Source organism: Methanoculleus frigidifontis (genome assembly GCF_030464345.1).
In the GTDB taxonomy this organism is placed as follows: domain Archaea; phylum Halobacteriota; class Methanomicrobia; order Methanomicrobiales; family Methanoculleaceae; genus Methanoculleus_A; species Methanoculleus_A frigidifontis.
On record NZ_VCYH01000005.1, the window covers coordinates 137,268 to 161,870 of the forward strand.

Genomic DNA, 24,603 nt, shown 5'->3' on the forward strand with positions numbered 1-24,603 from the left:
GCTTTACCAGGCGAGCCGCAGCCCGACGCCGACCTCGCACACGTTCACCACCCGGGCGAGCGCTATTTTGGAGGCGAGGTCGGTGCAGTGGCAGGCGTGCACGGCAGCCGGTGCGAGGTCGCGGAAGTACGCAAGCGTGCCGGTGAGCCGCTCCGGCGAGGGCTCAAGGAGGTGGAACCCGCCGATGACGTCGACCACCCGGTCGTCTCCGCAGACCTCTTTCGCCTGCTCGATGGTCGAACAGATCCCGGCGTGCGCACAGCCGGTGACGACAACGAGCCCCTCTTCTGTCCTGCAGGCGAGAGCGCTGTCATCGACGACCGTATCCTCCTGCACGCCGTCGTGCGTATAGACCTCACCGATCGGCGGTGCCGCCTCGAAGTCGAACCGCTGCTCGATCTGACCGAGGAAGACGAGATTGTCCGTGAGCCAGAGGGGCGATGCGGTGAGGAGGACCGATCCGTGACGGAAGAGTTCCTCCACCGAGAGGTGGGACCCGATCTCACCGATGCCGCCGGCGCTCCGGGTCAGGAACGCGTCGGGGTGGGCGATGAAGGTCGGGCGCGTGCGGGGCAGCTGCTCGAACGCCGCCTCGGTGTGCAGCCTGATGAAGGGCTCGAGTCCCCAGGTGTGGTCGAGGTGGCCGTGAGAGATGACAACGTCGTCGGTGCGGAGGAGATCGATCCCCATCTTCCGGGCGTTCTCGATGAAGATCCCGGAGTAGCCGAGATCAAAGAGGATGCGTTTTCCGCCCTCCTCGATATGGAGCGAGATTCCCGGCTCTGCGGTGAAGTAGTGGTCGATGAGGGCATTATTGTCGACGAGCACACGGAGCTGCATGACGGTCACAGTTGTTTCCGTGAGCGATGATAAAACATGCTGAAACGCACCCGGTTTTCTCCGGGAAGCAGGCATGGCAGAGTCTTAATAAGGTGCGGGAACTTGCTTCGGCTCCTTTTCCGCCCGCCGATGCTCCTCAACCCTTTCTGCCCGTTCCTTCAGGGCGCGGTTCATGGCCGCAAACCCCCGCTCCGTATCGGCGATCGCCCCGGGCAACAGCGGGACGAGGAATCCTGAGAAGACCTCCGCCTGAACGAACCTGACTTGTCCGTCCGCCAGCGGTTCGATGGTGAACCGGTGCTCGCCGTCGAAGAGTCCGGCCACCAGCAGCCTGCCGGTCCACCGGAGTTCGCGCCCTTTCAGCGCCCGGATAACCTTTGGGCGGGAGACCATCTCCCGCCGGCCTGGCGGGCGGAGATGCACCTCAAGCCGCTCCCCTGCCTTCGGGGCGCCCCTGATGCTTCGGACAAACGGGTTCCACTCCGGATAGGCGGGAAAGTCCGTCAGGATCTCCCACACGTCGTCCGGGGACGCGGTAATGATGATATCCGATAGGATTTCCTTCATAGCCCCAACCTCCTCTCACATTTTTTCACATGGCATCCCGGGGAACCGATAAGAATGTACTGCCACCGGCAGCAGGCCATTCAGGGTAGTAGCATGGACTTTCCCTGGATTCTGCATCGTATCCTGGCCATGCGATGCGTTTGAAATTTTTATTCCATAATAATTATAATAAATGCCGATTATATGGCTCCACCGTCTTCGGTACGGGTGTGGTGAGGGTGCCGCCCGGGTATCTCTCAGGTGCCTCCGGGGATTCAGCCCTGCACCTGCCCGTACCCGGACGCCATGGAGGTATCCGTCATGAAACCAGAACTGCCGATAGTGATTCTAATCTTTGCATGTATACTGAGCCTGCTCGTGGGAAACGCCGCAGCGTCGGTGATTTCCGGCGGCGACCAGTCGTCGACCGACGTCTCCGTATCGACCAACACCTCGGTCACCACGTCGACCGATGTTGCGGTGAGCACCGGCACGGCCGGCACCGCCGCTTCGGCGGAGGGGGTACGTGCGGTCGATGTCGCCCTCGCCATCGACAGCTCCGCCAGTATGCGCAACACCGACCCGGACGATCTCCGGATAGATGCCGCCCGCCTCTTCGTCGATCTGGCGGCGGATAACGATCAGCTTGCCATCGTCGACTTCGACCATGAAGCAACGCTGCTCGAACCGCTCTCCCTGGTCGGGGACAACCGGACGGCACTGAAATCGGCGATCGATCGCGTGGACTCGTCGGGTGAAACGAATATCGGCGGCGGAATGCTTGCTGCCTTCGATCAGCTCGCCGAGCGGGGCGTGCCCGGCCACGGCAAAGCGACGGTGCTGCTCACCGACGGCGTGCACAACACCGGAACGGATCCCGCCGAGGTGATACCGCTCTACGTTGAGCAGGGTTGGCCGGTCTACACCGTTGCCCTGACCGACTTTGCGGACGAGGCGCTGATGAAAGAGATAGCGGCCAGGACGGGCGGGCGCTACTACTCGGCTCCGACGAGCAGTGCGCTCCTTGACATATACAACCGGATCAAACAGACGATCAAGGGGCAGGACCAGGTAGCACGCTCAGTCGGTACCGTCCAGGTGAACCAGACCGTCCAGAACACGGTCAACATCGACACCTCGGTGCAGGTCGTCGAGTTCACCTATATCGGCCCGACGACCGAGGTCAACTACTATATCTTCTACCCGAACGGAACCCGGGTGGAGCTCGACCCTGCAAGCCCGAGCGGCACCGAAAGCCCCGATATCACCTACGTATCGGCGGACACCTACGAGATCTACCAGGTGAATAACCCGGCTCCTGGGGACTGGTCGTATGCGGTCGACGCAAGCGAGGCGAACGTCTCGGTCGACTACTCAAGCACGGTTGCGGTCAGCGCGACGGTGAACCTCTCGGCATCCATCGGAGCCTTCGACTACGCGCCGGGCGATCCGGTCACCGTCACCGCAAACATCCGGAACGAAACGACGGGGATCGATAACGCTACCGTTAACGCGACATTCACCCTTCCGGACGGCGCGAACGAGACGGTGCTCCTGAATGCTGCCGGGAACGGCACCTATACCGGAGTCTTTACCAATACGAGCCAGCTCGGCACCTACCAGGTGCAGATGCAGGCGGAAGTGGACGAGATCGTCCGGCAGGAGGTGCTGGAGTTTGAGGTGACCGAGGCGCCGGTCACCACTCCCACTGCAACCCCGACACCGACGCTCACGCCGAATGTTACCCCGAATGCCACTCCGACGGTGACACCGACGCCAACACTCACGCCGAATGTCACGCCCACTCCCGAACCGACGCAGCCGGTGCAGCAGCCGTCCGGCGCCTTCATGCAGGTTACCGACGACCCTGCGGACCAGATGTACCCCGACATCTCCGGCGACCTCGTGGTCTGGCAGGACAACCGGGACGGGAACTGGGACATCTTCCGCTACAACCTCTCGGACGGGGCGGTGACGCAGATAACCACCGATCCCGCGAACCAGGAGAACCCGGCGGTCTCGGGGATCTCGCGGCTGATCGTCTGGGAGGATGACCGGAGCGGCGATGAGGATATTTTCTGGTACTCGCCCTTCAGTGGCGAAGCCTCTCCGGTGACGACTGCTCCCGGGGAGCAGAGAAATCCGTCCATCGCCTTCCAGTACGTCTGCTGGCAGGATAACCAGAGCGGCACCTGGACGACCTACGTTGCAGACCTCTCCCCGCAGCCGGGGAACGGTACACCTGCCGGCATGCCGGTGGGCAGCCAGGAGAACCCTGGAATTGCCTTCGGCGGCCCCGACGGCCCGACGGTCTGGCAGGATGACCGGAACGGGAGCTGGGACATCTACTGGTCGAACCTCGGCAACGGCGAGATGCCGGTCTGCATTGATGCGGCCGACCAGCAGTTCCCGGCGATCGACGGGCTCTCTGTCGTCTGGCAGGACAACCGGAACGGGGGCTGGGATATTTATGCTGCCGATCTCGAGACCGGGAACCGGACGCAGGTAACTGACGATCCCTCCGACCAGATGTACCCCGACATCTCCGGGGACTCCATCGTCTGGCAGGACAACCGTGACGGGAACTGGGATATCTTCCTCTACGACCGGACGGATGGGACGGTCACCCGGGTGACCGATGATCCGGGCGATCAGATGTATCCCTCGATCTCCGGGAATTACATCGTCTGGCAGGACGACCGTGACGGGAACTGGGACATCTTCCTGTACGCCATCGACGGCATACTACCCGCCCCGCCGGTAGAGGCCGGCCCGGCAGAGATGCCGGCACCGGTCGTCCCGCCGCTCGCCGTGAGCATCAGTGCAAATAGCACGAGCGGCACTGTGCCGCTGACCGTGGCGTTCAACGTGACGGTCGCCGGCGATCCGACCACCTGGAACTGGATGTTCGGCGACGGAACGAGCGCGACGGTGGAGGGTCCTGTAGCGTACACCTACACCACACCCGGCACCTATACGGCAGCGCTGACGGTGAGCAATGCAACCGGGGCAGAGGCGACTGATACCGAGACGATCACGGCGCTCCCGCCCGATGGGGCCGTGATGGAGAACATTACCGGAAACGAAACTCCCGGGCCTGAGGCGCCCGATGCGGCCTTCTCCGCCGAACCAATGATCGGTGTTGCACCGCTCAATGTGACCTTCCTGGACCGATCGACCGGCAGCATCGACGACTGGCGCTGGGAGTTTGGGGACGGGAACGTTTCGTTCTCCCCGAACACCACCTACACCTACACGGAGGCCGGCAACTACACCGTGACACTGATGGTCGGGAACGCTGCCGGGAGCGACACGGCGAACGAGACTGTCCAAGTCCTCCAGGAGGCGGGGCAGGACCAGGGCCGCACCTGATCGCTTCCCTCCCGAAAACACCTTTTTTATTCCGGCAGGTACGTACTGTGAAAAAGTACACGGATAGGTGACTGAATATGGATCGTGAGTATTTTTGCGGCACACCGGCTGCGTTCGATGAAATACCCGGACGGAGTGCGCAGGAACGCTTCGCCTCCCTCGGCCTTGAGTCCGGGAAGCGTCTCGATCTCGGCAGCCTTGCAGGCCTGCACGAGCGCTACGGTTTTGCGGTCTACCTCTACTTCGACGAGCATCTTGCCCGGACGTCCACCCTGCAGGACGATCTTGAGGACTTCCGGATCGTCCCGGAGGCGGCCCGGCCGTTCATGCCGCTGCCGCTCTTTCTCCGGACGATCCGAGAGCACGACCCCGGTTTCTCGCCCGAAAGCGTGGTCGTTGAAGTGATCGACTGCAGTGCAATGCAGGAGACCTACGGGTGCGTCTTAAGGCCAATGCCCTACGTCCGCGGCCTGCTGCTCGAGCCGGGGCAGTAGTGTTGTCAGATGTGGGTTTCTGATTTGTATAATGCTGTTATTCCCTCTCCGAAGCCCTCCCTTCATTCTTTCAGCTTCCTCGCAATCCATAAATATCATCATCAACAGTTCCAGCACTGGTCGTATTTTCCTGAAGATGAAATGGGGGGTATGTCTTACGGCGCTGGATGACCTGGTGATGGGCGCTGCCACCTTCGGCCTGTACAGTCTCTGGAAGGCTACACGGCAGGCACGCATGACGGTCCGGAAGACAGAGGTTGCTGTCGAAGGGCTTACGGATGGTATTGAGACTTCGACGGCAGCGCTTGGAGCAACGGCGGCTCAGATCGCCGGTGACCTTTCCGTCTTCGCCAGGGAGCTTGAGGGCCTCATGATAGCCCGGGGAGCGGTTCCCCGCAGCGAAACCGACCTTGGAGATGTGGCTGCCGGACGGCTCCGGGCATTGCGGGCGAAGGAGACGGAGCTGCTCGATGAGCTCGCCCGGCGCGGGATCGATGCGGAGGCAGCAGGTGCGTGGGGCGGCGTCCCCCCGGACGCCATCGCGGGTGAATCAGCCGGATCAGAGGAGGATATCCTGCTTTTGCGCAGGCTTGCGATAGTACGCAGCGCCATAGACGAGATGCTGTATGTGGAGCCCGGTGTCGTCCCCGCCTGTCTGTATGACGTCGAAGAGGTTCTCAGACGGTTCAATACACTGGAACAGACCGGGATCGAAGACCTCCTTGGGGCAACCCGGGACACCATCGAGGGATCCGAGGCAGTTCTCAGGGAGTTTGAGAGCCTTTTTGTCGCCAGGACGTACCGGCTGGTCGACACTGCGGCTCTCTCTGCCGGAGAGCAGGAGGAACTCGCCCGGCTCCGGTCGTCGGTCGACCTCTACAACCAGCTGATCGCGAAGAACACAAAAGCGTTGAGCCGGCTGCAGGAAGAGCTCCTGTATGCCCATCCCGATGCTTGGGACGGCTTTCCCGGTGGAGCGGCGTCGGGAAGCGGGGGAGAGACGGAGTCTTCCGAAGCCCGCTCGGGCGATCCGGTGCAGGTCGTGCCGAAGAGTGCCCGTATCGCCCGGAGCCTTCGCCGCACTGATATATCTGCGATCCTCGTGAACCACGCTGCGCTCCTTGGTATCAACCGCTATTACCAGCGGGAACGGCTCAGGGCGGAGAAGAGGATCGCGTCGCTCACGCACGCCGCCGTCGAGGAGCCCGGCGTCGTTCCCGGAACACTCGAAGAGACGAGGCTGACGATCGCACGGTTCCGCACAGAGGGTCAGCCCCGTCTCGAACTCCTGATCGATAACCTGAACGAAGCCCTCGTCGCATCGCGGAACGTGGCTGCACGGACCGATCGCGTCCTCGCGAGGGCTGAGACGGTATCAGCGCTCATCCCGCAGAACCCTCTCGTGCTCTGGATCGGCGGTGCTCTGATCCTGGGGCTCGCCGCGGCCGTTCTGGTCGTTCTCCTCATCCTGCTGGTGCGGCTCGTGCTGGTGCTGTAGGGCGCCCGCCGCAATCTATTTATCTATTTTTATAAATTCTGTGTGATGTCTCTGGATATTCCTGACGCCTGGGTGAAGGCGGCTGTAGAGCACGTCGCGGTGCAGATCATCCATCGCACGCCGGGGGGTGAGATTGTTGCTCTGGAGATTGAACCGGACGCGATCGAGTTCTCCGGTGGAGAGGCGGTCGCTTTTATCGGTCACACTCCCGGCGCCCGCCCGATCCTGCAGTGCTACAGGCCGGAGAGCATCCTCGGCTTTGCCGTCACCAACCGCCGGTTCCGGCCGCCCGTGCACGGGCGGTGGAGAGCTTTCGTCCCGCTCTACGAAAGCCGCGGGCTGGCCAGCCGCGGGTGGTAGGGGAAAAACCCTGTGATGCGTCATCTCCCGTTTCGCTTCAGTTCGAACTCGGCGAGGATCTCTTTGCAGGTGCAGTGGTTGCCGAGATGGCAGATTGCAACCCTTGTTGCCTCGAACCGGAGCGGGAAGTCAAGGCCGGGAAGATACGGTTCGATCTCGCCGAAACCGAGGGTGATATGCGGGGAATACTGTGCAAAGCTCGACCGCTCCCGGAACCCGCGAAGGCAGTCGGCCGAGGAGGGGGAGACGGTCTCGTCCGCAAACATCTCCGGCGCAGCCTCCGGAACCGTGTACCGGGAGACGGTGCTCATCACCGTCTTGTGGAAGAGCTGGATGATCTCCGGGCGGAGGACGTGAAAGGCCGAGACCCGCTCGCCCGTCGAGATTGCGGAGTGCTCGATCGCATCGATGGTCAGCGTCATTGGCGTGCAGTGCCGGGCGATCCGTCCGACCGCCGCCTCCACCTCACCGAGGTTCTCCCGCCTGACGGCAGCCATCGCAACGGTGATATGCGGGATGCAGGCCTGGCGGCCGAGGCGGATCTCACCGGCCGAGTTGCCGGCGAGCAGCGCCCGGTTGATTCGGATCGCTTCGTCAATCACAGGGCCCGGTGGGATGAGGGCGACATCGACGGCAAGAGTATCGGTTGACGTGTTCATGGAGGGAGAGAGATCCGGGATGATGAAAAGCGTTGCGGGGAAGCGAAGCGTGGCCGGGGTTACAACCGCAGGGTGGTGCAGAGGGTGCCGATGCCCTTGAGAGTCTTGTAACCCTTCTCGGTGATGATAGAGTCTCCCCGCTCGTGACGCTGCAGGATCATCCCGGCGTCCTGGAGTTTCTTAAGGTGAAAGAGCAGGTTTCCTCCCCGGAGATCTGTCAGTGTCGAGAGATCCGAGAATGTCTGCTTTTCGACGGAGAGTGACTGCAGTATCCGGAAGCGGTGCCGGTTTGCAAGCGGTTCGAAGAGACCCCTGGCCAGAACCTCGCCCGGGAGACCTGCAATGGATCCTGAGGCCTGCTGGCTGCTCCGGTAGATCCCGGGCGATCGCATCAGATCGATCTGCTTCTCAAAGAGCCGGTTTGTCTCGGTAAAACAGGTGGAGCAGTCATCGAATTTCCCTCCCTTTCGCATCGCACCGAGACGGTCGCGGTATGACCGGATGACTTCTTCGCTCACCTCCCCGTCTCTGATATGTTCTGCAGCGTTTTTGAGAAACTCATAGAAGGCAGCGTAACATCGATCCCGCATGGGACATTCCTGTATCACCCGCTCCCGAAGGCTCTGATCCGCGTCGGTGAGATGCTCCCGGGCGAAGACCTCCGCGTACTCCCTGCGGAGCCCGCCGAGGATCGTATCGATGTGCTGCTCGCTCGCATGCTCGATGAATCGCCGGATCCCGCCTCTGATACCTGCTATCTCGGAGCGGAGATCTTCGATTTCACGGCCGTGATGTTCTGTTCCATCGGTCATCCGGTTCCCTTACCTGGTACGGTGTTCGATTGCGGGCGTGCTGCTCACGGTGAGCAGAGTGCAGCACAAAACCGTGGTGTAATTTACTGACGGGCATCTATGTTGTCCTAACTGGCCCCTGGGTGATCGGTGAGAACCATGCCTGAGTGGAGGTACACCGGAACGTCCGTATCGGACGAAAAAGCAGAGCAGGCGCTTGCGCTGCAGTGAAGAGTGCCTGCTTCGGTTGTGCAAAGCACAGTGGCGACTGTTCGCTGGCAAAGGCGGTCAGGGATATCGCCGGGATGCTGGAGGCAAAAGAATGAACGTTCGAGAAGAGATCCGGAGCCGGGATCACCGGTGCGACGTTTCCCATCGGGACTCCCGAAGAACCCCTCGCTGCATTCCCCGACGGGGCGGCGACAACCTGCAGAGCGGGCGACGTGGAGATGACCGCAGGTGAAGCGGGCGGCCTCCTAAAACCGGAGGATTTCCCTTTCACCGGCCCCGGGCAGGTGGCCGATACCATCCTCTCCCGGGCGGGAATGTAACACCCTTTTCCTCCTCCGCGGCCGCCACAGCCCCTACCAGGTGATGCCAAAGAGCGGTTCTTCGTTGGTGAGGTTTGTCATCCTCCGTGCGACCGCCTGCATCGAGAGTTCTTCTCCGTCCCTGATTCTGTTCTGCATCGCCTCTATCGCGGCTTGTACTGCTTCATCCTTCGATCGCTCGCCCCGGACGGTCATTCTGACGGTCAGCGTCACGACCCACTCGGTGTCAGCCATTGATTCCCCCCAAGGGTTCGCTGGCTACTGTACCCGGAGAGGTATAAATGCAGCTCATGTGTGCGGATCGACGGCATGTACACCGACTGCCCGGATTGCAGAGGGAGGAAGAGATCTTGCGCCGGCACCGCATCATATCCGGCGTTCCCGCCTCTCTGATGCCGGAAAAGGGGTAGTGCTCCAGCATATACCTGATACTTGATCTCAGAGAATCCGACCGAATTACACTACCCGCCAACCCGCGTTCATGAAAAAAGAACATAGGGAGAAAATTTCCGTTATCGGGCTTTGGTGAAACTCTATTCCGGCCGTCATGCTTCCCTGACGGGATTGGTGCCGGACCTGGCCTGTTCCCAAAGTTCGGCCTTTTTTCTCACGCATGCCCTTATGCCGTGAACCGTGGTGGCTATCGCCATGGGGGTGGCGCCGACGGGGAGGGGTCTGCCCCTCCCCTGTCTTACGCAAAGATCCGCATACTTCACCCGCCCCCAGGGGCGGGGGCAGTCATGGCGATACCCAATGGAAAGCCGTGCCCCGGGGTGCAATCAATCGGGAACGCCCGGATGCGATCTCAACAAAGGTAGTATCATTTGTTTCGTAGGGCACTACCGGAAAAGGAGACGGGCAGGAACCCCCCGCCTGCAGAGTTAAAAGTGTGCTGAAAATATCGCGTGAGATGTTACTTCATCGCTTTGCGTATCTTCTCCTGGGTCTCCGGCTGCTGGACGTCCATCTGGTGCATGGTCTGGACATGCCCCTCGATACGCTTCATCAGTTCATTCTCGCCCTCTGCTTTCTCTTCATACTCGCACTCGAGGCCGAGGTCTTTGCACCGGAATGTCTTCACCTCTTTCATCGTCTTCACCGGTCGGTTGGATATACTGGGAATAATATATAATTATTGATGATAGATCCCTCTCCGGGTGCTCCGGGACAGATCCGCAGAGTTCACGACGGCACCGCCTATCCGGTGATCCGGGTTGGCCGGTTACCTTCAATACCCAGGCCCGCGGATACTGCGGTGAAATGATCGAAGAGTCCGACTTCTCCCTGTACTGGACGCTGTTTGTGCGGTATTCCGGGATTATCGGGTTCCTTCTCCTGGTCGGGGTGATGAACCTTCTGGCCGTCGTGATCCCGGACCCGGAATACCACTATGCTGTGGGTTTTCTGAACAGCACGATCTGGCTGCTCTTCACCGTCTCGTTTCTCATCTTCATCGGAGCCGTCTTTCGGGCGCTCCCGTTCCCCCTGAACCTTCCCGGCCCGGTCTTCACCGCCACAGGAAGCCTCTTCATCATTGCGTATCTCTTCCGCATCGTTCTGCTCGCCGACGATCTCTTCGGGATCGCCCTCTCGCCGGTGGTTCTGTCGGTGTCGGTGACGCTCGCCATTGTGGTCTTTTTCGCTGTCCTGATCCTCGGCTACGTCCGCATCCTCCGCCCGATCGTCGCGCGGCAGCAGGATTTGGAGATCCCCGTCTGCCGCGAAAAGCGTGAACCGACCCGGCAGGAGAAAGAGCAGATCACCTGGGACGACGTCGAGCGGGAACTGCGGTATGCGGTATACGAGATCCTGCATCGGATCCGGGACGAGATCACTACGGACGAAAAACGGTAAAACCGGCGAGCGCCGCTCACCTGCCTGCATCGCATTCGCGCATGCTGTTGATGAGCCCGTCCTTGAGGTCGATGATCCTGCAGAAGTAGCGCTCATGCCACTTCTCATGCGAGACCATCACGATCGTCTGGTTCAGGTCCTCATTCAGCTGCTTGAAGAGATCGAGGATGCTCTTCGAGGTTTCCGAGTCGAGATTGGCGCAGGGTTCGTCGGCGAGCAGGATGCTGGGCTTATTCACGATCGCCCGGGCTATCGCCACCCGCTGCTGCTCCCCGCCGGAGAGCTCGCTCTGCCGGTGATTGATCCGGTCCCCAAGGCCGACCTCCCGGAGGACTTCCGCACCCCGTTTGAGATACTCCTTCTCTGAAACACCCCGGGCGAGCGAGGTGACGATAACGTTCTCGATTGCGGTCAGCTCCGGGATCAGGGCGTAGTCCTGGAAGACGTAACCGAGCCGGTTCAACCGGAAGAGCGTCTGCTGCCGGTCGGAGAGTTTCTGAACGTTCCGGCCGTTGATGAGGACTCTCCCCGACGTCGGCCGGTCCAGAAGCCCGAGAATATGCAGCAGTGTTGATTTCCCGCTCCCGCTTGCACCGGTTATCCCGACGAACTCCCCGTCTGCGATGGTGAAAGAAACACCTTTGAGTGCCCGCACCTCGACCTTCCCCATCCTGTAGACCCGGGTGACCTCTTCTGCAACGATCATTGTTTTCACCTCTGAATTGCGTCCAGAATATCCTCGCGTGCGGTCTTCCATGCAGGGATGTATCCGGCGACGATCGATACGGCGAAGAGACTTGCGATGCTTCGTGCGACCGTGGCCGGTTCGACCACCGGGAAGACCGGGCCTCCCGGGAAGACGAGGGGATTGATCGTGAGATAGTAGATCACGCCGCTCGTGAGGACAATCCCGACAAGCGCACCCAACGTGGCGATAAAGAGCACCTGCAGGACGTAGGAGTTGATGATGATCTGCTTGTCGATCCCGATCGCCTTTAAGATCCCGATCTGGCGGCGCTTGTTTACGGTGTTGATGAAGATGACGATGAAGACCACAACGACGGCGATGATCAGGCTGACCAGGGTCGAGATGGCGTTGATGATCTCAAAGCTCTGGATGGCCTGGTCGACGAACCCTGCCGCCTTCTGCCGGAAGGTGAAGACCTGCTGCTGGATGCCGTACGAGAGCAGGCGTGTCCGGTACATCTCCTCCTGGCCGTTGACGGCGGTCTTCACCAGGATCTCCGAAGCCTGGTTTTCCAGCCCCAGCACCTGCGCCACGGCACCGGTGGTCGTGAACGCGGAGGTATCGACCCCGATGGACTGGGTCTCGTAGATCCCCTTCACCTGGAACGTCCGCCGCTCCCCATTCGGGAACGCGACCTCGACCGAGTCGCCGACCTGGACTCCCTGCAGCGTCGGGAGGCCGCCCCCTGCCTCCCCCTCGGTCCCGGCGAGGGTCGCCCCCATCACGATCTTGTCGGTATCGCCCGCGCTCAAAAACTCTCCCCTGACCATATTCTCGTGGATCGTCGTCACCGATCGTTCGTCCTGCGGGTTGATGCCGTAGAGGGTGCTCCGGGCGTCCCTCCCTTTGTAGAAGTAGGTAACCCCGGTCGAGATGCGGGGCGAGGTGCCGACGATCCCGGGGATCCGCTCGACCTTCTTCTGGAGGGTGTCGGCGTCGCTGATGTACTGGTCGCCTTCCCGGGGTTCGATGACCAGGTTGCCGTAGTTGAAGTTGATCGACTGCGTGTTGAAGGTCTCGATGACCCCCGAGATGATCGAGGGAAGAAAGACCAGGTTGACGAAGACGAGGGCGATGATCATAATGGTGAGGATGAGTGTGCCCTTGCTCCCCCGCTGGACCTGTTTGAAGGCCAGAAAGGATGCGACCCTGAGATTCTCCAGCATACCTGTTTCCTACTCGATCTCCTCTTCCTGCTGCCGCCGCCGCCACCACCAGAAGGCGACCGCCGCCGCGATGAGCACGATCACCAGAACGGCGATCAGGAGGACGGTATTGTTCGACTCGGTGACGGTCATCTGCAGCGTCTCCTCCGTCGTGTGCGTCCCGAAGTCGTCGGTGAACGTGATTGTCAGGGTATAGTCGAACGTACCCGCCTCGTCGGCCGCGAGGGAGAATACCGCAGGGGCATCGTTCTGGGGCTCGATGGTACCCATGAACGCTTCTTTTCCTCCCGGCAGGGGGAGGCCGTCGATCGTCGCCCGGACCGAGTTTGCATCTCCGGTGCCGGAGTTCTCGACCCTGATGATCAGGTCGATCGGATCGCCCACGGTTATCCGGGTCGGATCGGTGCTGACCGAGGCGATCCCGAGATCCGCTCTGCCCTGAATGGGCACGCCGACGGTCGATGTTTCGCGGAAGACATTTCCGTCGGCGTTTCGGTAGGCGACGGTGATCAGAACGGGCTGCAGCCCGAGCTCGGTCTCCGTATCGGTCAGAAATCGCATAGGTATCGTCTTCTGCTCGCCGGGCGCTATCTCCCGGAAGTAATAGGTCTGCGGTGTGGCTGCGGTCATCGACCGGGTGGTCGCGTTCGCGTTGACGGTGACATCGCCTGCCGTCGCTTCTCCGTCGTTGAAGAGCACCAGCGTGAGATTGAAGGGGTCTCCGGGGGTCACGCTCTCCGGGACACTCCGTTCGATCCGGATGGCCGGTTTCTTGATAAGCGCATACTGCGAGTTCACGTTCACCGGTATGGGATACTTCAGATCCGTCGCCCCGCGCACCCTGATCCAGACTTCGGGGAAGTAGATGCCCTCCTCGGCGGGCGCCCGGAAGAGGAAGGTGAGGGGCATCGACTGTCCGGGTCCGATCTCCCCGACACGCCCGAAGCTCCCGGTCAGCACGTCGACCCCGTTGCCCTGCAGGGTGGCGTCTTCGACGAACGCATTGATCTGGGTATTCGTCGTCGTGGTCTCCTGCGTCTGCCCGGGCCCCATCTCAACGTTCGCCTCGGTACGGCTCGCAGCCGTTGCGGTGCTGGTCAGGATGACGGTGACGGTTCCGATATCCCCCGGCTGCAGCACGTCCGGGGTGACCGTGTAGTTGGAGACGAGCACCGTGGGTTCGTCGGCGGCAGCAATGCCGGGAATGCAGGCCGCCAGAAGTATCAGCGCCAGAATATATGCTCCCTGTCCGTTCATCCTTCCTCCCTGGTCTATGGGACGATACACTTCACCTGTTTATATAATCCTTTTGCCCCGGCCGCGCAGCCGTGGTGCAATCATTCAATACGGGGGACGGGTAATGGTGACTTTGCGGAGCGCTGGTGCAAATGACCCGGGAGAAGCATCACTATCATGACGATCGAGAGCGGCGGACATGGCAGAACCCGGAGGCAATCCTGATCGGGATCGGCCTCACTCTCGACCGGACGTTCGTCGATATCGGGTGCGGCGACGGTTTTTTTGCCATCCCCGCAGCAAAGATCGTCGGCCCTCGCGGACGGGCATACGGCATCGACATCGATGCGGACGCCCTCGACCGGCTTCGGGCGAAGGCACATGAAGAAGGCCTCACGAATATCTTTCTCCATCAAGGGGCGGCCGAGGAGATCCTTCTCTGCAAAGACTGCGCCGATGTCGTCTTCTTCGGCATCGACCTGCATGACTTCGATGACCCCGCACGGGTACTTCACAATGCACGGGAAATAATCCGGGACGGCGGCATCGTCGTGGATCTGGATTGGAAGAAGGAGCCGCAGCCGCTCGGGCCGCCGCTCGCAAAACGGTTCGACGCGGATCAGGCCGTAGCCCTGATGGAGTGTGCCGGGTTTCGGGTTGTGTCTGTGGCGGAGTCGGGCATCTATCACTATCTGATCGTGGCAGAGCCGGCGGACCTGCCAACGCCGGAGTGACGCGGGGATCCGGGTTTGAGAAAGAATTTATATCATTGTGGTGGTATCCACTACCATGACGCAGATGAAGAGAATCTACGGCACAATGGCAGCCCTTTTCCTTGTGGGATGTCTGCTGGGCGCCGGTTGTACCGGGCAGGAGACCGGTGTGAACGAGACGCCGACGGCGACCACGGCTACGGCTACGACCATACCGGTCGAAGAGCCGGTCTTCACCATGGATGATAATGGAACGACGGTAACAGTCGCCCGGGGAAGCGAGTTTGCCATTCGGCTCGATGAGAATCCGACGACCGGATACGAGTGGAACGCGACCTACTCCGACAATTTGAGCCTTGTCAACGATACTTTTGTGCCTCCCGAAACGCAGCTTGTGGGCGCCGGCGGTGTCCGTGTCTGGCAGTTTGAGGCAGCCGAAACGGGAACGGCCGAGTTCATGGCGGTCTACAAGCGGCCGTGGGAAGAGGCGACCGGAAACGAGACGACGTTCGAGATGACGTTGATCATCGAGTAAACCATCGCGGCTGTCCGTGGGGTAGGAGCCCCGGACACCTGCCGTTGTTCGGGCGGAGCCGCTTTCGAGACGCAATCCAGAGCGTTTATACCGGCAGCAGACGTTTATCATCGTACGTATGGCTGATTCCGGACAGCATGCCGATCGGCTCACGCTCCTCCTCGTCGCAGGAATCGGGATTGCGGCTGCTGTTGCGTTCTTGCAGCTTGCAGGGGCGTTCTGTGTCGCCGCGGCGTCTGCGCTTCTCCTGCTGCCCCTCCACAGGAGCATCTCCCGCCGCATCCCGGCCTGGCTCTCGGCAGCTCTGCTCACGACCGCCCTGATTGCAGTTCTCGCAGGCACATTCGCATTTCTGGCGGATCTCCTGATCCGGAATGCCGACGAAGTTCTCCGGATGCTCGAGGCCCTCGCTGCGTGGACCGAACCGCTCATCGCTCAGAACGCCGTGGGGATGCTCCCTGACGCGAACGCCTGGCCGGCCGGGCTGACCGCCCGGTTCACGCAGAGCCTGACGGATCTCATTTTCGAAGTCCCGCTGCTGGTTGTGGAGATCATCGTCTTCGCGCTGGCGGTCTACAGCGTCCTCCTCGGGGGCGACAGGATCTACCGGGAGGTCGCGGCAGTCCTTCCGGAGCGTTCGCAGCGGGGCGTCCGAGCTCTTTCCACCACCTTCTCGGATGCGCTCTCCTCCGTCGTTGTCCCGAACATCGCCGCTGCCGCCGTTACATTTATCATTGCAGTCCCGTTCTTCGCCGTCTTCGGCTACGGCGACGTCCTCTTCTTCGCCTCTCTCACCGCACTCTTCCGGCTGCTCCCGGTCCTCGGGCTGCTCGTCCTTATCACCTTTCTTGCCGTCTATGCCGCCGCCTCCGGCGATCACCGGGGTTGTTTCCTGCTCGTCTTCGTCGGATATCCGCTTCTTGCGGTCGCTCCCGGCTTTCTCCTTCGCCCCCTGCTGGCGGAGAAGAGGATTTTCGTGCGTCCGGCGCTCGTGCTCCTCGGGTTCATCGGCGGCGTCGGGGCGATGGGATTCATCGGTGTCGTTCTCGGCCCGCTCTTCGTGGTGCTGCTGATCACCGGGTATCGCGTGCTGGTCGAGGAGCTCGAGGGTGTGACTGATGCGGAGCATGCACTGCCGGAGAACCGGGAGACCAGTACGGGTGAAGGGGCGATGCCGGGCGAATGACCGTCCGCTCCGGTCCGGATCTCACTGGGACGTCATGCCTGCTGAAATAATCCAACAGGCATAAATATCTGGGCAAAAGAGGTAGTTTCATGTTTGAACACAGGTGTATCCTGAAGACATTTGCCGCAGCGCTGCTGGTGGCGATGCTCATCACCCTGCCGGCGGCGGCGCAGAGCACGGTGCCCGTCGACGTGAAACCGGGGGATACCATCGAGATCGGCCAGGAGGAGATTGTTCTCGAACTCGTCGACCTGCGGAACCAGTCGACGCTCAACCCGATCACCGAGCTTCGGCAGTACAAGATGGACGACCCTGCCATGCAGGTCACCAAGGTCATCCCGGTGAACGACGACACCTACGTCAAGATCAACTCCCGCAGCCTTGGTGGGACATACGGCCGCTACTACCCGTATAACGCGAAAGACGGCGTCATCAAGAACTCGATTATCTTTGTGCAGGCACCGCCCACCGTGACGATGCAGCCGGTGACCGCAACGCCGACCGGCCCGCCCACGACCATGGCGACACCCGCGACACCGGCAGAGACCACGGCGACGCCGACGACGCAGATTCCGCTCTCACCCCTCGCTGCTATCGGCGCGCTCGGTATCTCTCTGTTCGTCTATATGGCATGGTTCCAGCGTCGGTAGTCCCATAATCTTTTTCTGCTCTTCGCTGCTCAGCTCCGCTTTGTAGCGCATACTTTATGGTAGGGATGCTTCCTCTTGATGCGTTGACGCTGTCCTGAATTCCGAACAGAGGGGGTGCCGAGTGTCACCATGTCGTCATCCTGCAGGTGAGCAAGACCTTTGGCTTTGGCGTATTCGGCGAGGGAGACGATTATCGTGCGGGGATGGGCTTTTCCTTCCCTCTCCTTCCGAAGCAGGCTACGGCGGCACGATCTGGGGAAACGTTTATACCGGTCGGCGAACACCAGAGCGCCGTGGCTGGAGAGGGGCTGAAAGCCCGGGAGCCGCCCCTCTCACGTTTACGGCGGTCTGAACAAAAACACCGCGTCGCCGTATCAGCACGTCACGTGGAGGAAGGCCGCATACTTTCGCTTCTCTTTTTTCAGCGCCTTTTTGAGTTCTTTCGACGTCGGCATCATGATCACGTCAAAGCCGTCGAGGATCCGCTTGGCGGCGTAGGTGATCGGCAGCTGCCCGCAGAAACCGGTGCCGACGTACACGACCTCCGGTTCCTCGTTCCGGAGAAACACGAGTTCACGGTCGGTCAGCGGCGTCTGGCCGTACTCCTCTTTCAGGTGTTTCGAGAGGCTTTTGTCCCTCTTGGTGACGCTGCCGTCGACATGCACGTAGGCGTCGTTCTTGCACTTGACGCCGTTGATCTTGATCTTCCCGAACTTCCAGGTCATAGTATCAACCGCCGGATATCTCTCCCCGAATCGTTCGCTCCGGATATAAGCCTATCTCCGCCTCCTACCGGGTGGTATGTCCGGGAGACACCGCGGCTCCGTAGGAGGCGGGAAGTATATCGGCTACAGAAGGACGAAAAAAGAAAAACAGAGGGTATTCGTATGGGTTACGCCAGATAGTCTTCGGGGCGCGGGATCTGTTCCTTAAGACCCTTGCGCTTGCGGATGCCCTTGACGACCTCGTCGACGATGCCGCCGGGGACGACCTCGAAGCCTGCGAACTCGGTGCTCCACATTGCACGGCCTTCGGTTGCCGAGCGGACGTCGCCGGCGAAGCCGAAGAGCTCGGCGACGGGCGCCTTGCCGATGACTGTCATGGTGTCGCCCTCGCTCAGCATATCGAAGACCTGCCCGCGCCGCCCCTGGATCTGGGACGTTGCAGGCCCCATCTGCTCGGTGGGGACGGTGATCTGGATCTTCTGAACGGGCTCGAGGAGTGAGTCGCCTGCGTACAGGATACCCGCCTTGACCGCGCTTCTGACGGCGGGGATGACCTGTGCCGGACCGCGGTGGATGGCGTCCTCGTGCAGCTTGACATCCAGCAGCTTGATCTTGAGGTTCTGGACCTGCTCGTCAGCGAGCGGACCGCCCCGGAGTGCTTCGCGCCACCCGTCGAGGACAAGCTCCATCGTTTCGTTCAGATACTGAATACCCTTGGTCATATCGATGAACATGTTGGTGCCCTCGATAGCCTTGATATTCTTGGCCTCGTCCTTGTCCATGCCGGCGGTAACAAGGATGTCACGCCGTTCGATGACCTGCTGGTTCATCGAGACTTCGCCCTTCAGGATCAGGTCGATGACGGCGGGGTCCATCGGCTCAAGCTCGATGTAGAACCGGTTGTGGCGATTCGGCGACTTCCCTTCGACAGGCCCGGCCTTCTGGGTGGGGGTCTCACGGTAGACGACGATCGGCGGCGAAGTGATGATCTCGACACCCTTGTCGCGCTTGATACGGCCGGTGATGATCTCAAGGTGCAGCTCGCCCATACCGGCGATCAGGTGTTCGCCGGTCTCTTCGTTGATCGAGACCTGCACCGTCGGGTCTTCCTTACCGACCTGCCGGAGCACCTCGACGAGTTTGGGGAGATCCTTCATGTTCTTGGCCTCGACCGCGACGGTCATGACCGGTTCGGAGTAGTGCTTCAGCGCCTCGAACGGGGTGATGTCCATCATCGTGGAGACGGTCGACCCGACGATAGCGTCCTTGAGGCCGGTCACTGCCGCGATATTGCCTGCGGGCAGTGCCTCGACCTCGATACGCTCGGCGCCCATGAAGATGCCGACCTGGGAGAGGCGGTTTGCACGCTTTGCCGTACCCATCACATAGAGCTCGGTTCCCCGCTTCAGCGTCCCCGAGAAGAGACGGCCGGTGGCGACTTCGCCCGCGTGCGGGTCGAAGGAGATATCGGTGACCATCAGAGCGGCGGGACCGTTCGGGTCACAGTTCATCATGGTCTTGCCCTCGGCCGTCTCCTTGTCGCCGTGCCAGATGATGGGGATACGCCGCTTCTGCGCATCGGTGGGGTTTGGCAGGTGCTTGACGACCATGTCGAGCAGGACATCGGAGAGGGGGCTGTTCTTTGCGAGCCACTTCATGTCGCCTGCGTTGCACTTCTCAAAGACATCCTTGAACGAGACACCGCTCTTCTGCATGAAGGGGACGGAGACCGCCCAGTTGTAGAGTGCGGAGCCGAAAGCAACGGTGCCCATGGCGGCATCGAGTTTCCAGCCGTCGTTGTACATCTTCTCGTTCATGCCCTTGATCAGCTTGTTGACCTTGTCGATCACTTTGCCGAGGCGGATCTGCATCTCCTGCTGATCGACTTTGAGCTCGTTGACAAGCCGGTCGACCTTGTTGATGAAGAGCACCGGGCGGACACCCTCTTTGAGCGCCTGGCGAAGCACCGTCTCGGTCTGGGGCATGGTGCCCTCGACGGCGTCCACCACGACGACGGCACCGTCGACTGCACGCATTGCGCGGGTGACGTCACCGCCGAAGTCGACGTGGCCGGGAGTGTCGATCATGTTGATGAGGAATTCCTGGCCGCCGTAGGTGTGCACCATCGAGACGTTGCTCGCGTCGATGGTGATGCCGCGTGCCTGCTCTTCCTCGTCGGAGTCCATGAAGAGCTGTTTGCCTGCGAGATCCTCGCTGATCATGCCCGCACCTGCGAGCAGGTTGTCTGAAAGCGTTGTCTTACCGTGATCAATGTGGGCGACGATACCGATGTTCCGGATACGCTCCGGTTTGTCCATCAGTTCCGTCACTCTCTCTACCATCTTCTTCCTTCGGGTCATGTAATGCACCTAAAAAAGTATAGTATGGCGGGCTCTAGCGGGCCGCCTTTGCAATGCGCTCTTTCTCTTCCTTCTTCATGACGGCGAACGAACGGGTGTCGCCGTTTGCGGCGGAGATGAGCTCGTCGGCGAGCGCTTCGCTGACACTCTTCTTCTTCTTGTGGCTCGCCTGATACACACCGGTCGTGATGAACCGGAGCGAGGCATCGACACGCCGCTGGGGAGCGGTGTCGACGGACTTCGGGACGTTGATACCGCCGTACTTCAGGCGGACGCTCTCCTCGCGAGGTCCGGTGTTCGCAACGGCGTCGACCAGGATCTGCACCGGGTTCTTCTTGGTCCGCTTGTTGATGATCTCAAAAGCGTCCTTGACGATCCGGATTGCAAGCTCCTTCTTGCCGGTGTTCTGCTCCATCTGCATCATCTTATTGATGAGACGCTCGACGATCAGCATGTTGCTCTTGTTGAACTGCTGGCCTGCAAGTTTGCCGAAGGAGTGCGGCACGATCATGGAGTGCAGGTTGACGTAGCGAACGAGACTCAGGTCGTGAACCTCAACCTCGGAGAGATCCCAGCGGTTGAAGAGCAGCTGTTTTGCTTCTGTACCTTCTTCTGCCATAGCGCATTACCTCCGCGGCTTCTCCTTGCGTCCGATGACCATTTCATGCAGACAGACGTTATTGACCTTTGTTACGACGAACCGGACGCCGGGAATGTCACCCATGGAACGTCCCAGTCTGCCGCCGATTCCCTCGATCTCGACCTCATCGTGCTCATCGATGAAGTTGATGGCGCCGTCGCCGACCGCGAATGCGGTGACCTGACGACCGTTCTTGATCAGCTGTACGCGGACGCACTTCCGGATAGCGGAGTTCGGCTGCTTCGCCTCGACACCGACCTTCTCGAGGACGATCCCGCGACCCTGCGGCGCTCCCTCGAGCGGGTCCGACTTAACGTCGAGCCCCATCAGGCGGCGTGCATAGTTCGTGTCATGCCAGCGCCCGTTCTTGGCGTCGCGCTTCATTTTTCTGGCTGCAAATTTACCTTTTCCCATCGGATACCCTCTGATTTGCTGATTTTTTATATAGAGACAACTCTCAATGTGGTATAAAACAACGCGCGTCACGGATTTATGTATTGTGGAACCCCCAAGGCGCGCCGATCTTTGCCGTATATAATTGGCAGGAAGCTGATATAATATTATATCCTGGCGAGTAACCTTCAGTGATGAAAACCCGGATATACAAAGAAGTTTTTTTTGAAGCAAGCCACCGCCTGATGCACTATACAGGGAAGTGTTTCCGGCTGCACGGTCATCAGTGGCGCGTTCAGGTCTGGGTCGACGGGACGGCCGATGAGCGCACCGGGATCGTCATCGACTACAACGCGATCAAGAACGTCGTCTCCGCATTCGACCACCAGGTGATCCTGAACGAGGAGGACCCGATGGTGCCGTGCCTCGAAGCGTTCCATCCGGTTGTCACCACCCGCGGCGACCCGACGAGCGAGCGGCTCGCCGATACGATTGCAGATATGATCGATGCCGAAGCCTCGCAACAGGGCCTCGATGCGCGGGTGGCAAAGATCCGCATCTGGGAGTCGACGAGCTGCTATGCCGAGCGTGTCTATGAGAATCGTTGAGATCTTCAAGAGCCTGCAGGGGGAGGGGAAGAACCAGGGGGCGCCCTGCATCTTCATCCGGTTCGCCGGGTGCAACCTGCGGTGCAGCTGGTGCGATACCGCCTACGCCTGGGAGGGCGGCGAAGAGATGAGCGCCGGCGAGGTGCTCGACATCGTCTGGCGCCTCCACGGCACGCGTATCTGCATCACCGGGGGCGAGCCGCTCCTGCAGCAGCAGGCCCTTCTCGAACTTCTGCAGAAGTTCGCCGTCCACGGCTACAACGTCGAGATAGAGACGAACGGCACCATCGCCTTCACGGATATGCAGGAGTATGCCTCAATCTGCATGGACGTCAAGTGCCCCTCCTCTGGGGAGCAGAGCGACCTCGACCTGCTCCGGCATATCACCCCCCGCGACTGCGTCAAGTTCGTTGTGGCGGATGTCGCCGACTGCCGCTACGCGCAGGCGGTCATCGCCCACTACGACATCCGCGGCGAGATCTTCATCTCACCGGTTGCAGGGTCGGACTACCTCGCGATCGCCCGCTACATCGTCGACCAGAACCTCCCGGTGAGGTTCCAGCTGCAGCTGCACAGGATCATCGGAGTGAAATGAATGCAAGCAGTATGTCTCCTTTCCGGCGGCATGGACTCCGCCACGCTCGCATACCTCGCAAAAGATTCGGGCTACGAGATCGTCGCCCTGCACTTCACCTACGGACAGCGGACCGAAGCGAAGGAGCGGCAATGTGCGCAGGAGATCGCCCGCCGCCTCGATGCCGTGGAGTTCGTCGAGATAAGCCTCGAACATTTCACGAAGATCGGCGCCTCGAGCCTGACCGATCAGAGCATCGCGGTCGAGGAGTACGAGGAGGGGCGGGAGGGAATGCCGAACACCTACGTCCCCTTCCGGAACGGCAACCTCCTCGCGATCGCGACGAGCCTCGCCGAGGCGCGGGGTGCCGAGGCGATCTTCATCGGTGTCCAGGTCGGGGACTACTCCGGCTACCCCGACTGCCGCCCCGAGTTCATCGAGGCGTTCCAGCGTGCGGTCGATATCGGGACGTCGCCGGAAGCCCATATCCGGTTGCAGACCCCGTTCGTGCATATGACGAAGGCCGAGATTCTCAGGAAAGGGTTTGAACTCGGTGTTCCCTATGAGCACACCTGGTCGTGCTACCAGAGAAATGATATCGCCTGCGGCGTCTGCGACTCCTGCCACTACCGCCGTTCGGCCTTCACCGAGCTCGGGCTCACCGACCCCATCGAGTATGCGGAGTGATGCTCGTGACTGAGATTTACCGCGGCAAACGCCTCATTGTCGAGAAGAAGACGGTCACGCTCCCGGACGGAAGCACACGGGAGCGGGTGGTCATTCATCCCGGGGGAGCGGTCGCGATGCTCCCCATCGAGGGCGACGATTGTTACCTGATCCGGCAGTACCGATTCGCCATCGACGCCACGATCTATGAGGTGCCGGCCGGGACGATCGACGAGGGCGAGGCGCCGGACGAGACCGCTCACCGCGAGCTCGTCGAGGAGATCGGGATGAAGGCGGCGACGCTCATCCCGAAGGGATACATCTACCCCTCGCCGGGATACACCGACGAGACAATCCACCTTTATGAAGCCCGCGACCTCGCCCCTTCCGACGAGCATCAGATGGACGAGGACGAGGTGATCGAGGTCGTAAAGGTGCCGATCGCCGAGATCCGCCGGATGATCGACGACGGAGAGATCGTCGACGCCAAGACGATCTGCCTGGTCTGCCGCTGCCTCCGGTGATCAGATTGCTCCGGCCGCTCCTGCTTGTCATCATGCTGCTGTTCGCGGCAGGGTGTCTCGGCACGCCCGCACCGGAGGAGTCCTCGTATGCCGTTGACGAGGACGGACATCTCACCCTCGCGGCACCACCGCCGGATGCGGCCGTGACCGTCCTCGAAGAGCAGGGGTGCGTCACCGTCAGCAGCGTTATCTTCAGGAACGGTAACGGCACGGACGTCCACGCCCTCCTCGCAGAGCCTGACCGACCGGGCATGGCAATTGTCTTTGCCCCCGGGGCCGGCGTTCCCGCAGAAGCCCACCGGGAACGTGCCGTCCGCTACGCCGAAGCAGGAATCGCCTTCCTGGTGGTGGACATTCGCGGGAACGGCGGGGAGACGCCGGGTGAGCCCTTCAACCTCGACATGGACTACCACCGGTTCGCCGGCGGGGAGTGGCCGCAGTACTACCGGATCGTCGCCGATCTCTCCGGTGCCCGGCAGGTGCTCGCCGGGCGGACCGGCGTGCCGGTCGTCGCGATGGGCTCCTCCAACGGCGGCCGGTATGCAGCCGTCGCCGCAGCAACCGATCCCGGTTTTGCCGGGTATATCGGTATCTCCACCTCGGGGTTCGGGCGCGCCGGCGACGGGTACACGGGCGACGCCCGCCGGTTCCTGCTGAGCATCGACCCGGACGCCTGTGTCGCGAGAATAACGCCGCGATCGGTCACGATCTTCCATGCCGAAGGTGACCCGATCATCCCGTATGCGGATGGGCAGGCGCTCTTCGATCATGCCGGAGAGCCGAAGGAATGTATCGCCTTCAACGGGACGCACGGCATCTGCAGCGAAGTGGATGATTCCGTGATCGCCGAAAGTGCGCAGTTTTATGCACCTGTGAACGAAACATATGGTAGCTTGAAATCCTGGTGAATATTC

General features: G+C 61.0%; 28 protein-coding genes. 15 read left to right on the top strand and 13 right to left on the bottom strand.

The features are described 5' to 3' along the window. Positions 1–3 precede the first annotated feature (3 nt). Both FGU65_RS09005 and FGU65_RS09010 read right to left on the bottom strand, forming a co-directional pair. Positions 4–840: an MBL fold metallo-hydrolase gene (locus FGU65_RS09005; RefSeq protein WP_301664119.1), complete on the bottom strand. Its 837-nt coding sequence runs from the start codon at positions 838–840 to the stop codon at positions 4–6. A gap of 84 nt (positions 841–924) precedes the next feature. Continuing rightward, positions 925–1,407, bottom strand: coding sequence for an SRPBCC domain-containing protein (locus FGU65_RS09010; protein WP_301664120.1), 483 nt, complete (start codon positions 1,405–1,407; stop codon positions 925–927). Positions 1,408–1,707: 300 nt separating this feature from the next. On the opposite strand from FGU65_RS09010, the gene FGU65_RS09015 reads away from it, so the two are divergent. The 4 genes from FGU65_RS09015 (at position 1,708) to FGU65_RS09030 (ending at position 7,110) form a co-directional block, all read left to right on the top strand. Beyond that, positions 1,708–4,758, top strand: a complete 3,051-nt coding sequence (locus tag FGU65_RS09015; protein ID WP_301664121.1) for a PKD domain-containing protein — start codon at positions 1,708–1,710, stop codon at positions 4,756–4,758. A gap of 77 nt (positions 4,759–4,835) precedes the next feature. Beyond that, positions 4,836–5,252, top strand: coding sequence for a hypothetical protein (locus FGU65_RS09020; RefSeq protein ID WP_301664122.1), 417 nt, complete (start codon positions 4,836–4,838; stop codon positions 5,250–5,252). Between the two features lie 136 nt (positions 5,253–5,388). After that, the gene (locus FGU65_RS09025) at positions 5,389–6,750 is read left to right on the top strand and encodes a hypothetical protein (RefSeq protein ID WP_301664123.1); all 1,362 of its coding nucleotides are present in this window, start codon (positions 5,389–5,391) and stop codon (positions 6,748–6,750) included. Positions 6,751–6,795: 45 nt separating this feature from the next. Next, positions 6,796–7,110, top strand: coding sequence for a hypothetical protein (locus tag FGU65_RS09030; RefSeq protein ID WP_301664124.1), 315 nt, complete (start codon positions 6,796–6,798; stop codon positions 7,108–7,110). A gap of 20 nt (positions 7,111–7,130) precedes the next feature. Here the strand turns inward: FGU65_RS09030 and FGU65_RS09035 are convergent, their stop codons facing one another. Continuing rightward, positions 7,131–7,769: a 2'-5' RNA ligase family protein gene (locus FGU65_RS09035; protein ID WP_301664125.1), complete on the bottom strand. Its 639-nt coding sequence runs from the start codon at positions 7,767–7,769 to the stop codon at positions 7,131–7,133. Positions 7,770–7,828: 59 nt separating this feature from the next. After that, entirely contained in the window at positions 7,829–8,581 is a 753-nt protein-coding gene (locus tag FGU65_RS09040) for a winged helix-turn-helix domain-containing protein (protein WP_301664127.1), read from the bottom strand. A gap of 332 nt (positions 8,582–8,913) precedes the next feature. On the opposite strand from FGU65_RS09040, the gene FGU65_RS09045 reads away from it, so the two are divergent. Further along, a complete protein-coding gene (locus FGU65_RS09045; RefSeq protein ID WP_301664255.1) occupies positions 8,914–9,111 on the top strand; it encodes an MTH865 family protein in 198 nt (65 codons plus the stop codon). A gap of 33 nt (positions 9,112–9,144) precedes the next feature. Here the strand turns inward: FGU65_RS09045 and FGU65_RS09050 are convergent, their stop codons facing one another. Together FGU65_RS09050 and FGU65_RS09055 are read right to left on the bottom strand one after the other, a co-directional pair. After that, the gene (locus tag FGU65_RS09050) at positions 9,145–9,345 is read right to left on the bottom strand and encodes a hypothetical protein (RefSeq protein ID WP_301664128.1); all 201 of its coding nucleotides are present in this window, start codon (positions 9,343–9,345) and stop codon (positions 9,145–9,147) included. Between the two features lie 679 nt (positions 9,346–10,024). Next, positions 10,025–10,201, bottom strand: coding sequence for a DUF1059 domain-containing protein (locus FGU65_RS09055; RefSeq protein WP_301664256.1), 177 nt, complete (start codon positions 10,199–10,201; stop codon positions 10,025–10,027). Between the two features lie 170 nt (positions 10,202–10,371). On the opposite strand from FGU65_RS09055, the gene FGU65_RS09060 reads away from it, so the two are divergent. Next, positions 10,372–10,965 carry a hypothetical protein gene (locus FGU65_RS09060; RefSeq protein ID WP_301664129.1) on the top strand — a complete coding sequence of 198 codons (594 nt, stop codon included), beginning with the start codon at positions 10,372–10,374 and terminating at the stop codon, positions 10,963–10,965. 16 nt (positions 10,966–10,981) lie between these two features. Here FGU65_RS09060 and FGU65_RS09065 read toward each other — a convergent pair whose 3' ends face one another. Genes FGU65_RS09065 through FGU65_RS09075 form a run of 3 tightly spaced genes read right to left on the bottom strand, consistent with a single transcriptional unit; the run spans position 10,982 to position 14,136 of the window. Continuing rightward, positions 10,982–11,671: an ABC transporter ATP-binding protein gene (locus FGU65_RS09065; RefSeq protein WP_301664130.1), complete on the bottom strand. Its 690-nt coding sequence runs from the start codon at positions 11,669–11,671 to the stop codon at positions 10,982–10,984. Between the two features lie 5 nt (positions 11,672–11,676). Then, positions 11,677–12,879: an ABC transporter permease gene (locus FGU65_RS09070; RefSeq protein ID WP_301664131.1), complete on the bottom strand. Its 1,203-nt coding sequence runs from the start codon at positions 12,877–12,879 to the stop codon at positions 11,677–11,679. Positions 12,880–12,888: 9 nt separating this feature from the next. Beyond that, complete coding sequence (locus FGU65_RS09075) at positions 12,889–14,136, bottom strand: COG1361 S-layer family protein (RefSeq protein WP_301664132.1); 1,248 nt, start codon at positions 14,134–14,136, stop codon at positions 12,889–12,891. A gap of 131 nt (positions 14,137–14,267) precedes the next feature. Here FGU65_RS09075 and FGU65_RS09080 point away from each other — a divergent pair, with 131 nt between their 5' ends. From FGU65_RS09080 to FGU65_RS09095, 4 genes are all read left to right on the top strand, one after another. After that, positions 14,268–14,849, top strand: a complete 582-nt coding sequence (locus tag FGU65_RS09080; RefSeq protein WP_301664133.1) for a class I SAM-dependent methyltransferase — start codon at positions 14,268–14,270, stop codon at positions 14,847–14,849. A gap of 55 nt (positions 14,850–14,904) precedes the next feature. Next, positions 14,905–15,363, top strand: a complete 459-nt coding sequence (locus FGU65_RS09085) for a protease inhibitor I42 family protein (protein WP_301664134.1) — start codon at positions 14,905–14,907, stop codon at positions 15,361–15,363. A 118-nt stretch (positions 15,364–15,481) separates the two neighbouring features. Further along, positions 15,482–16,549, top strand: coding sequence for an AI-2E family transporter (locus FGU65_RS09090; protein ID WP_301664135.1), 1,068 nt, complete (start codon positions 15,482–15,484; stop codon positions 16,547–16,549). Between the two features lie 89 nt (positions 16,550–16,638). Then, the gene (locus tag FGU65_RS09095) at positions 16,639–17,199 is read left to right on the top strand and encodes a hypothetical protein (RefSeq protein ID WP_301664136.1); all 561 of its coding nucleotides are present in this window, start codon (positions 16,639–16,641) and stop codon (positions 17,197–17,199) included. A 374-nt stretch (positions 17,200–17,573) separates the two neighbouring features. Here FGU65_RS09095 and FGU65_RS09100 read toward each other — a convergent pair whose 3' ends face one another. The 4 genes from FGU65_RS09100 to FGU65_RS09115 all read right to left on the bottom strand — a co-directional run bounded on the left by FGU65_RS09100 (position 17,574) and on the right by FGU65_RS09115 (position 21,338). Then, a complete protein-coding gene (locus FGU65_RS09100) occupies positions 17,574–17,924 on the bottom strand; it encodes a hypothetical protein (protein WP_301664137.1) in 351 nt (116 codons plus the stop codon). 167 nt (positions 17,925–18,091) lie between these two features. Beyond that, positions 18,092–20,284 (bottom strand): elongation factor EF-2, encoded by a 2,193-nt coding sequence (locus tag FGU65_RS09105; protein WP_301664138.1) that lies wholly within the window; start codon positions 20,282–20,284, stop codon positions 18,092–18,094. Positions 20,285–20,318: 34 nt separating this feature from the next. Then, positions 20,319–20,903, bottom strand: a complete 585-nt coding sequence (locus FGU65_RS09110; protein ID WP_301664139.1) for a 30S ribosomal protein S7 — start codon at positions 20,901–20,903, stop codon at positions 20,319–20,321. A 6-nt stretch (positions 20,904–20,909) separates the two neighbouring features. Beyond that, positions 20,910–21,338, bottom strand: coding sequence for a 30S ribosomal protein S12 (locus FGU65_RS09115; RefSeq protein ID WP_301664140.1), 429 nt, complete (start codon positions 21,336–21,338; stop codon positions 20,910–20,912). A gap of 173 nt (positions 21,339–21,511) precedes the next feature. On the opposite strand from FGU65_RS09115, the gene FGU65_RS09120 reads away from it, so the two are divergent. From FGU65_RS09120 to FGU65_RS09140, 5 genes are read left to right on the top strand one after another with little or no spacing between them, the layout of a single operon-like run. Further along, positions 21,512–21,925 carry a 6-pyruvoyl trahydropterin synthase family protein gene (locus tag FGU65_RS09120; RefSeq protein ID WP_301664141.1) on the top strand — a complete coding sequence of 138 codons (414 nt, stop codon included), beginning with the start codon at positions 21,512–21,514 and terminating at the stop codon, positions 21,923–21,925. After that, entirely contained in the window at positions 21,912–22,520 is a 609-nt protein-coding gene (locus FGU65_RS09125; RefSeq protein WP_301664142.1) for a 7-carboxy-7-deazaguanine synthase QueE, read from the top strand. The genes FGU65_RS09120 and FGU65_RS09125 overlap by 14 nt, the downstream gene beginning before the upstream one ends. Continuing rightward, positions 22,521–23,186: a 7-cyano-7-deazaguanine synthase QueC gene (gene queC / locus FGU65_RS09130; protein WP_301664143.1), complete on the top strand. Its 666-nt coding sequence runs from the start codon at positions 22,521–22,523 to the stop codon at positions 23,184–23,186. It begins immediately after the preceding gene. After that, positions 23,186–23,689 (top strand): NUDIX hydrolase, encoded by a 504-nt coding sequence (locus FGU65_RS09135; protein ID WP_301664144.1) that lies wholly within the window; start codon positions 23,186–23,188, stop codon positions 23,687–23,689. Before queC ends, FGU65_RS09135 begins: the two co-directional genes overlap by 1 nt. 5 nt (positions 23,690–23,694) lie before the next feature. Continuing rightward, on the top strand, positions 23,695–24,597 hold the full coding sequence (locus tag FGU65_RS09140) for an alpha/beta hydrolase (protein WP_301664145.1): 903 nt from the start codon (positions 23,695–23,697) through the stop codon (positions 24,595–24,597). Positions 24,598–24,603 lie beyond the last annotated feature (6 nt).

Excerpts from the sequence above, each read along its gene's own strand:
- FGU65_RS09015 (WP_301664121.1), top strand. The coding sequence starts at position 1,708 with ATGAAACCAGAACTGCCGATAGTGATTCTAATCTTTGCATGTATACTG.
- queC (WP_301664143.1), top strand. The coding sequence starts at position 22,521 with ATGCAAGCAGTATGTCTCCTTTCCGGCGGCATGGACTCCGCCACGCTC.
- FGU65_RS09040 (WP_301664127.1), bottom strand. The coding sequence starts at position 8,581 with ATGACCGATGGAACAGAACATCACGGCCGTGAAATCGAAGATCTCCGC.
- FGU65_RS09075 (WP_301664132.1), bottom strand. The coding sequence starts at position 14,136 with ATGAACGGACAGGGAGCATATATTCTGGCGCTGATACTTCTGGCGGCC.
- FGU65_RS09025 (WP_301664123.1), top strand. The coding sequence starts at position 5,389 with ATGAAATGGGGGGTATGTCTTACGGCGCTGGATGACCTGGTGATGGGC.
- FGU65_RS09135 (WP_301664144.1), top strand. The coding sequence starts at position 23,186 with ATGCTCGTGACTGAGATTTACCGCGGCAAACGCCTCATTGTCGAGAAG.
- FGU65_RS09105 (WP_301664138.1), bottom strand. The coding sequence starts at position 20,284 with ATGACCCGAAGGAAGAAGATGGTAGAGAGAGTGACGGAACTGATGGAC.
- FGU65_RS09005 (WP_301664119.1), bottom strand. The coding sequence starts at position 840 with ATGCAGCTCCGTGTGCTCGTCGACAATAATGCCCTCATCGACCACTAC.
- FGU65_RS09115 (WP_301664140.1), bottom strand. The coding sequence starts at position 21,338 with ATGGGAAAAGGTAAATTTGCAGCCAGAAAAATGAAGCGCGACGCCAAG.
- FGU65_RS09050 (WP_301664128.1), bottom strand. The coding sequence starts at position 9,345 with ATGGCTGACACCGAGTGGGTCGTGACGCTGACCGTCAGAATGACCGTC.
- FGU65_RS09035 (WP_301664125.1), bottom strand. The coding sequence starts at position 7,769 with ATGAACACGTCAACCGATACTCTTGCCGTCGATGTCGCCCTCATCCCA.
- FGU65_RS09090 (WP_301664135.1), top strand. The coding sequence starts at position 15,482 with ATGGCTGATTCCGGACAGCATGCCGATCGGCTCACGCTCCTCCTCGTC.
- FGU65_RS09095 (WP_301664136.1), top strand. The coding sequence starts at position 16,639 with ATGTTTGAACACAGGTGTATCCTGAAGACATTTGCCGCAGCGCTGCTG.
- FGU65_RS09110 (WP_301664139.1), bottom strand. The coding sequence starts at position 20,903 with ATGGCAGAAGAAGGTACAGAAGCAAAACAGCTGCTCTTCAACCGCTGG.
- FGU65_RS09070 (WP_301664131.1), bottom strand. The coding sequence starts at position 12,879 with ATGCTGGAGAATCTCAGGGTCGCATCCTTTCTGGCCTTCAAACAGGTC.
- FGU65_RS09060 (WP_301664129.1), top strand. The coding sequence starts at position 10,372 with ATGATCGAAGAGTCCGACTTCTCCCTGTACTGGACGCTGTTTGTGCGG.
- FGU65_RS09080 (WP_301664133.1), top strand. The coding sequence starts at position 14,268 with ATGACCCGGGAGAAGCATCACTATCATGACGATCGAGAGCGGCGGACA.
- FGU65_RS09065 (WP_301664130.1), bottom strand. The coding sequence starts at position 11,671 with ATGATCGTTGCAGAAGAGGTCACCCGGGTCTACAGGATGGGGAAGGTC.
- FGU65_RS09120 (WP_301664141.1), top strand. The coding sequence starts at position 21,512 with ATGAAAACCCGGATATACAAAGAAGTTTTTTTTGAAGCAAGCCACCGC.
- FGU65_RS09010 (WP_301664120.1), bottom strand. The coding sequence starts at position 1,407 with ATGAAGGAAATCCTATCGGATATCATCATTACCGCGTCCCCGGACGAC.
- FGU65_RS09030 (WP_301664124.1), top strand. The coding sequence starts at position 6,796 with ATGTCTCTGGATATTCCTGACGCCTGGGTGAAGGCGGCTGTAGAGCAC.
- FGU65_RS09125 (WP_301664142.1), top strand. The coding sequence starts at position 21,912 with ATGAGAATCGTTGAGATCTTCAAGAGCCTGCAGGGGGAGGGGAAGAAC.
- FGU65_RS09085 (WP_301664134.1), top strand. The coding sequence starts at position 14,905 with ATGACGCAGATGAAGAGAATCTACGGCACAATGGCAGCCCTTTTCCTT.
- FGU65_RS09055 (WP_301664256.1), bottom strand. The coding sequence starts at position 10,201 with ATGAAAGAGGTGAAGACATTCCGGTGCAAAGACCTCGGCCTCGAGTGC.
- FGU65_RS09100 (WP_301664137.1), bottom strand. The coding sequence starts at position 17,924 with ATGACCTGGAAGTTCGGGAAGATCAAGATCAACGGCGTCAAGTGCAAG.
- FGU65_RS09020 (WP_301664122.1), top strand. The coding sequence starts at position 4,836 with ATGGATCGTGAGTATTTTTGCGGCACACCGGCTGCGTTCGATGAAATA.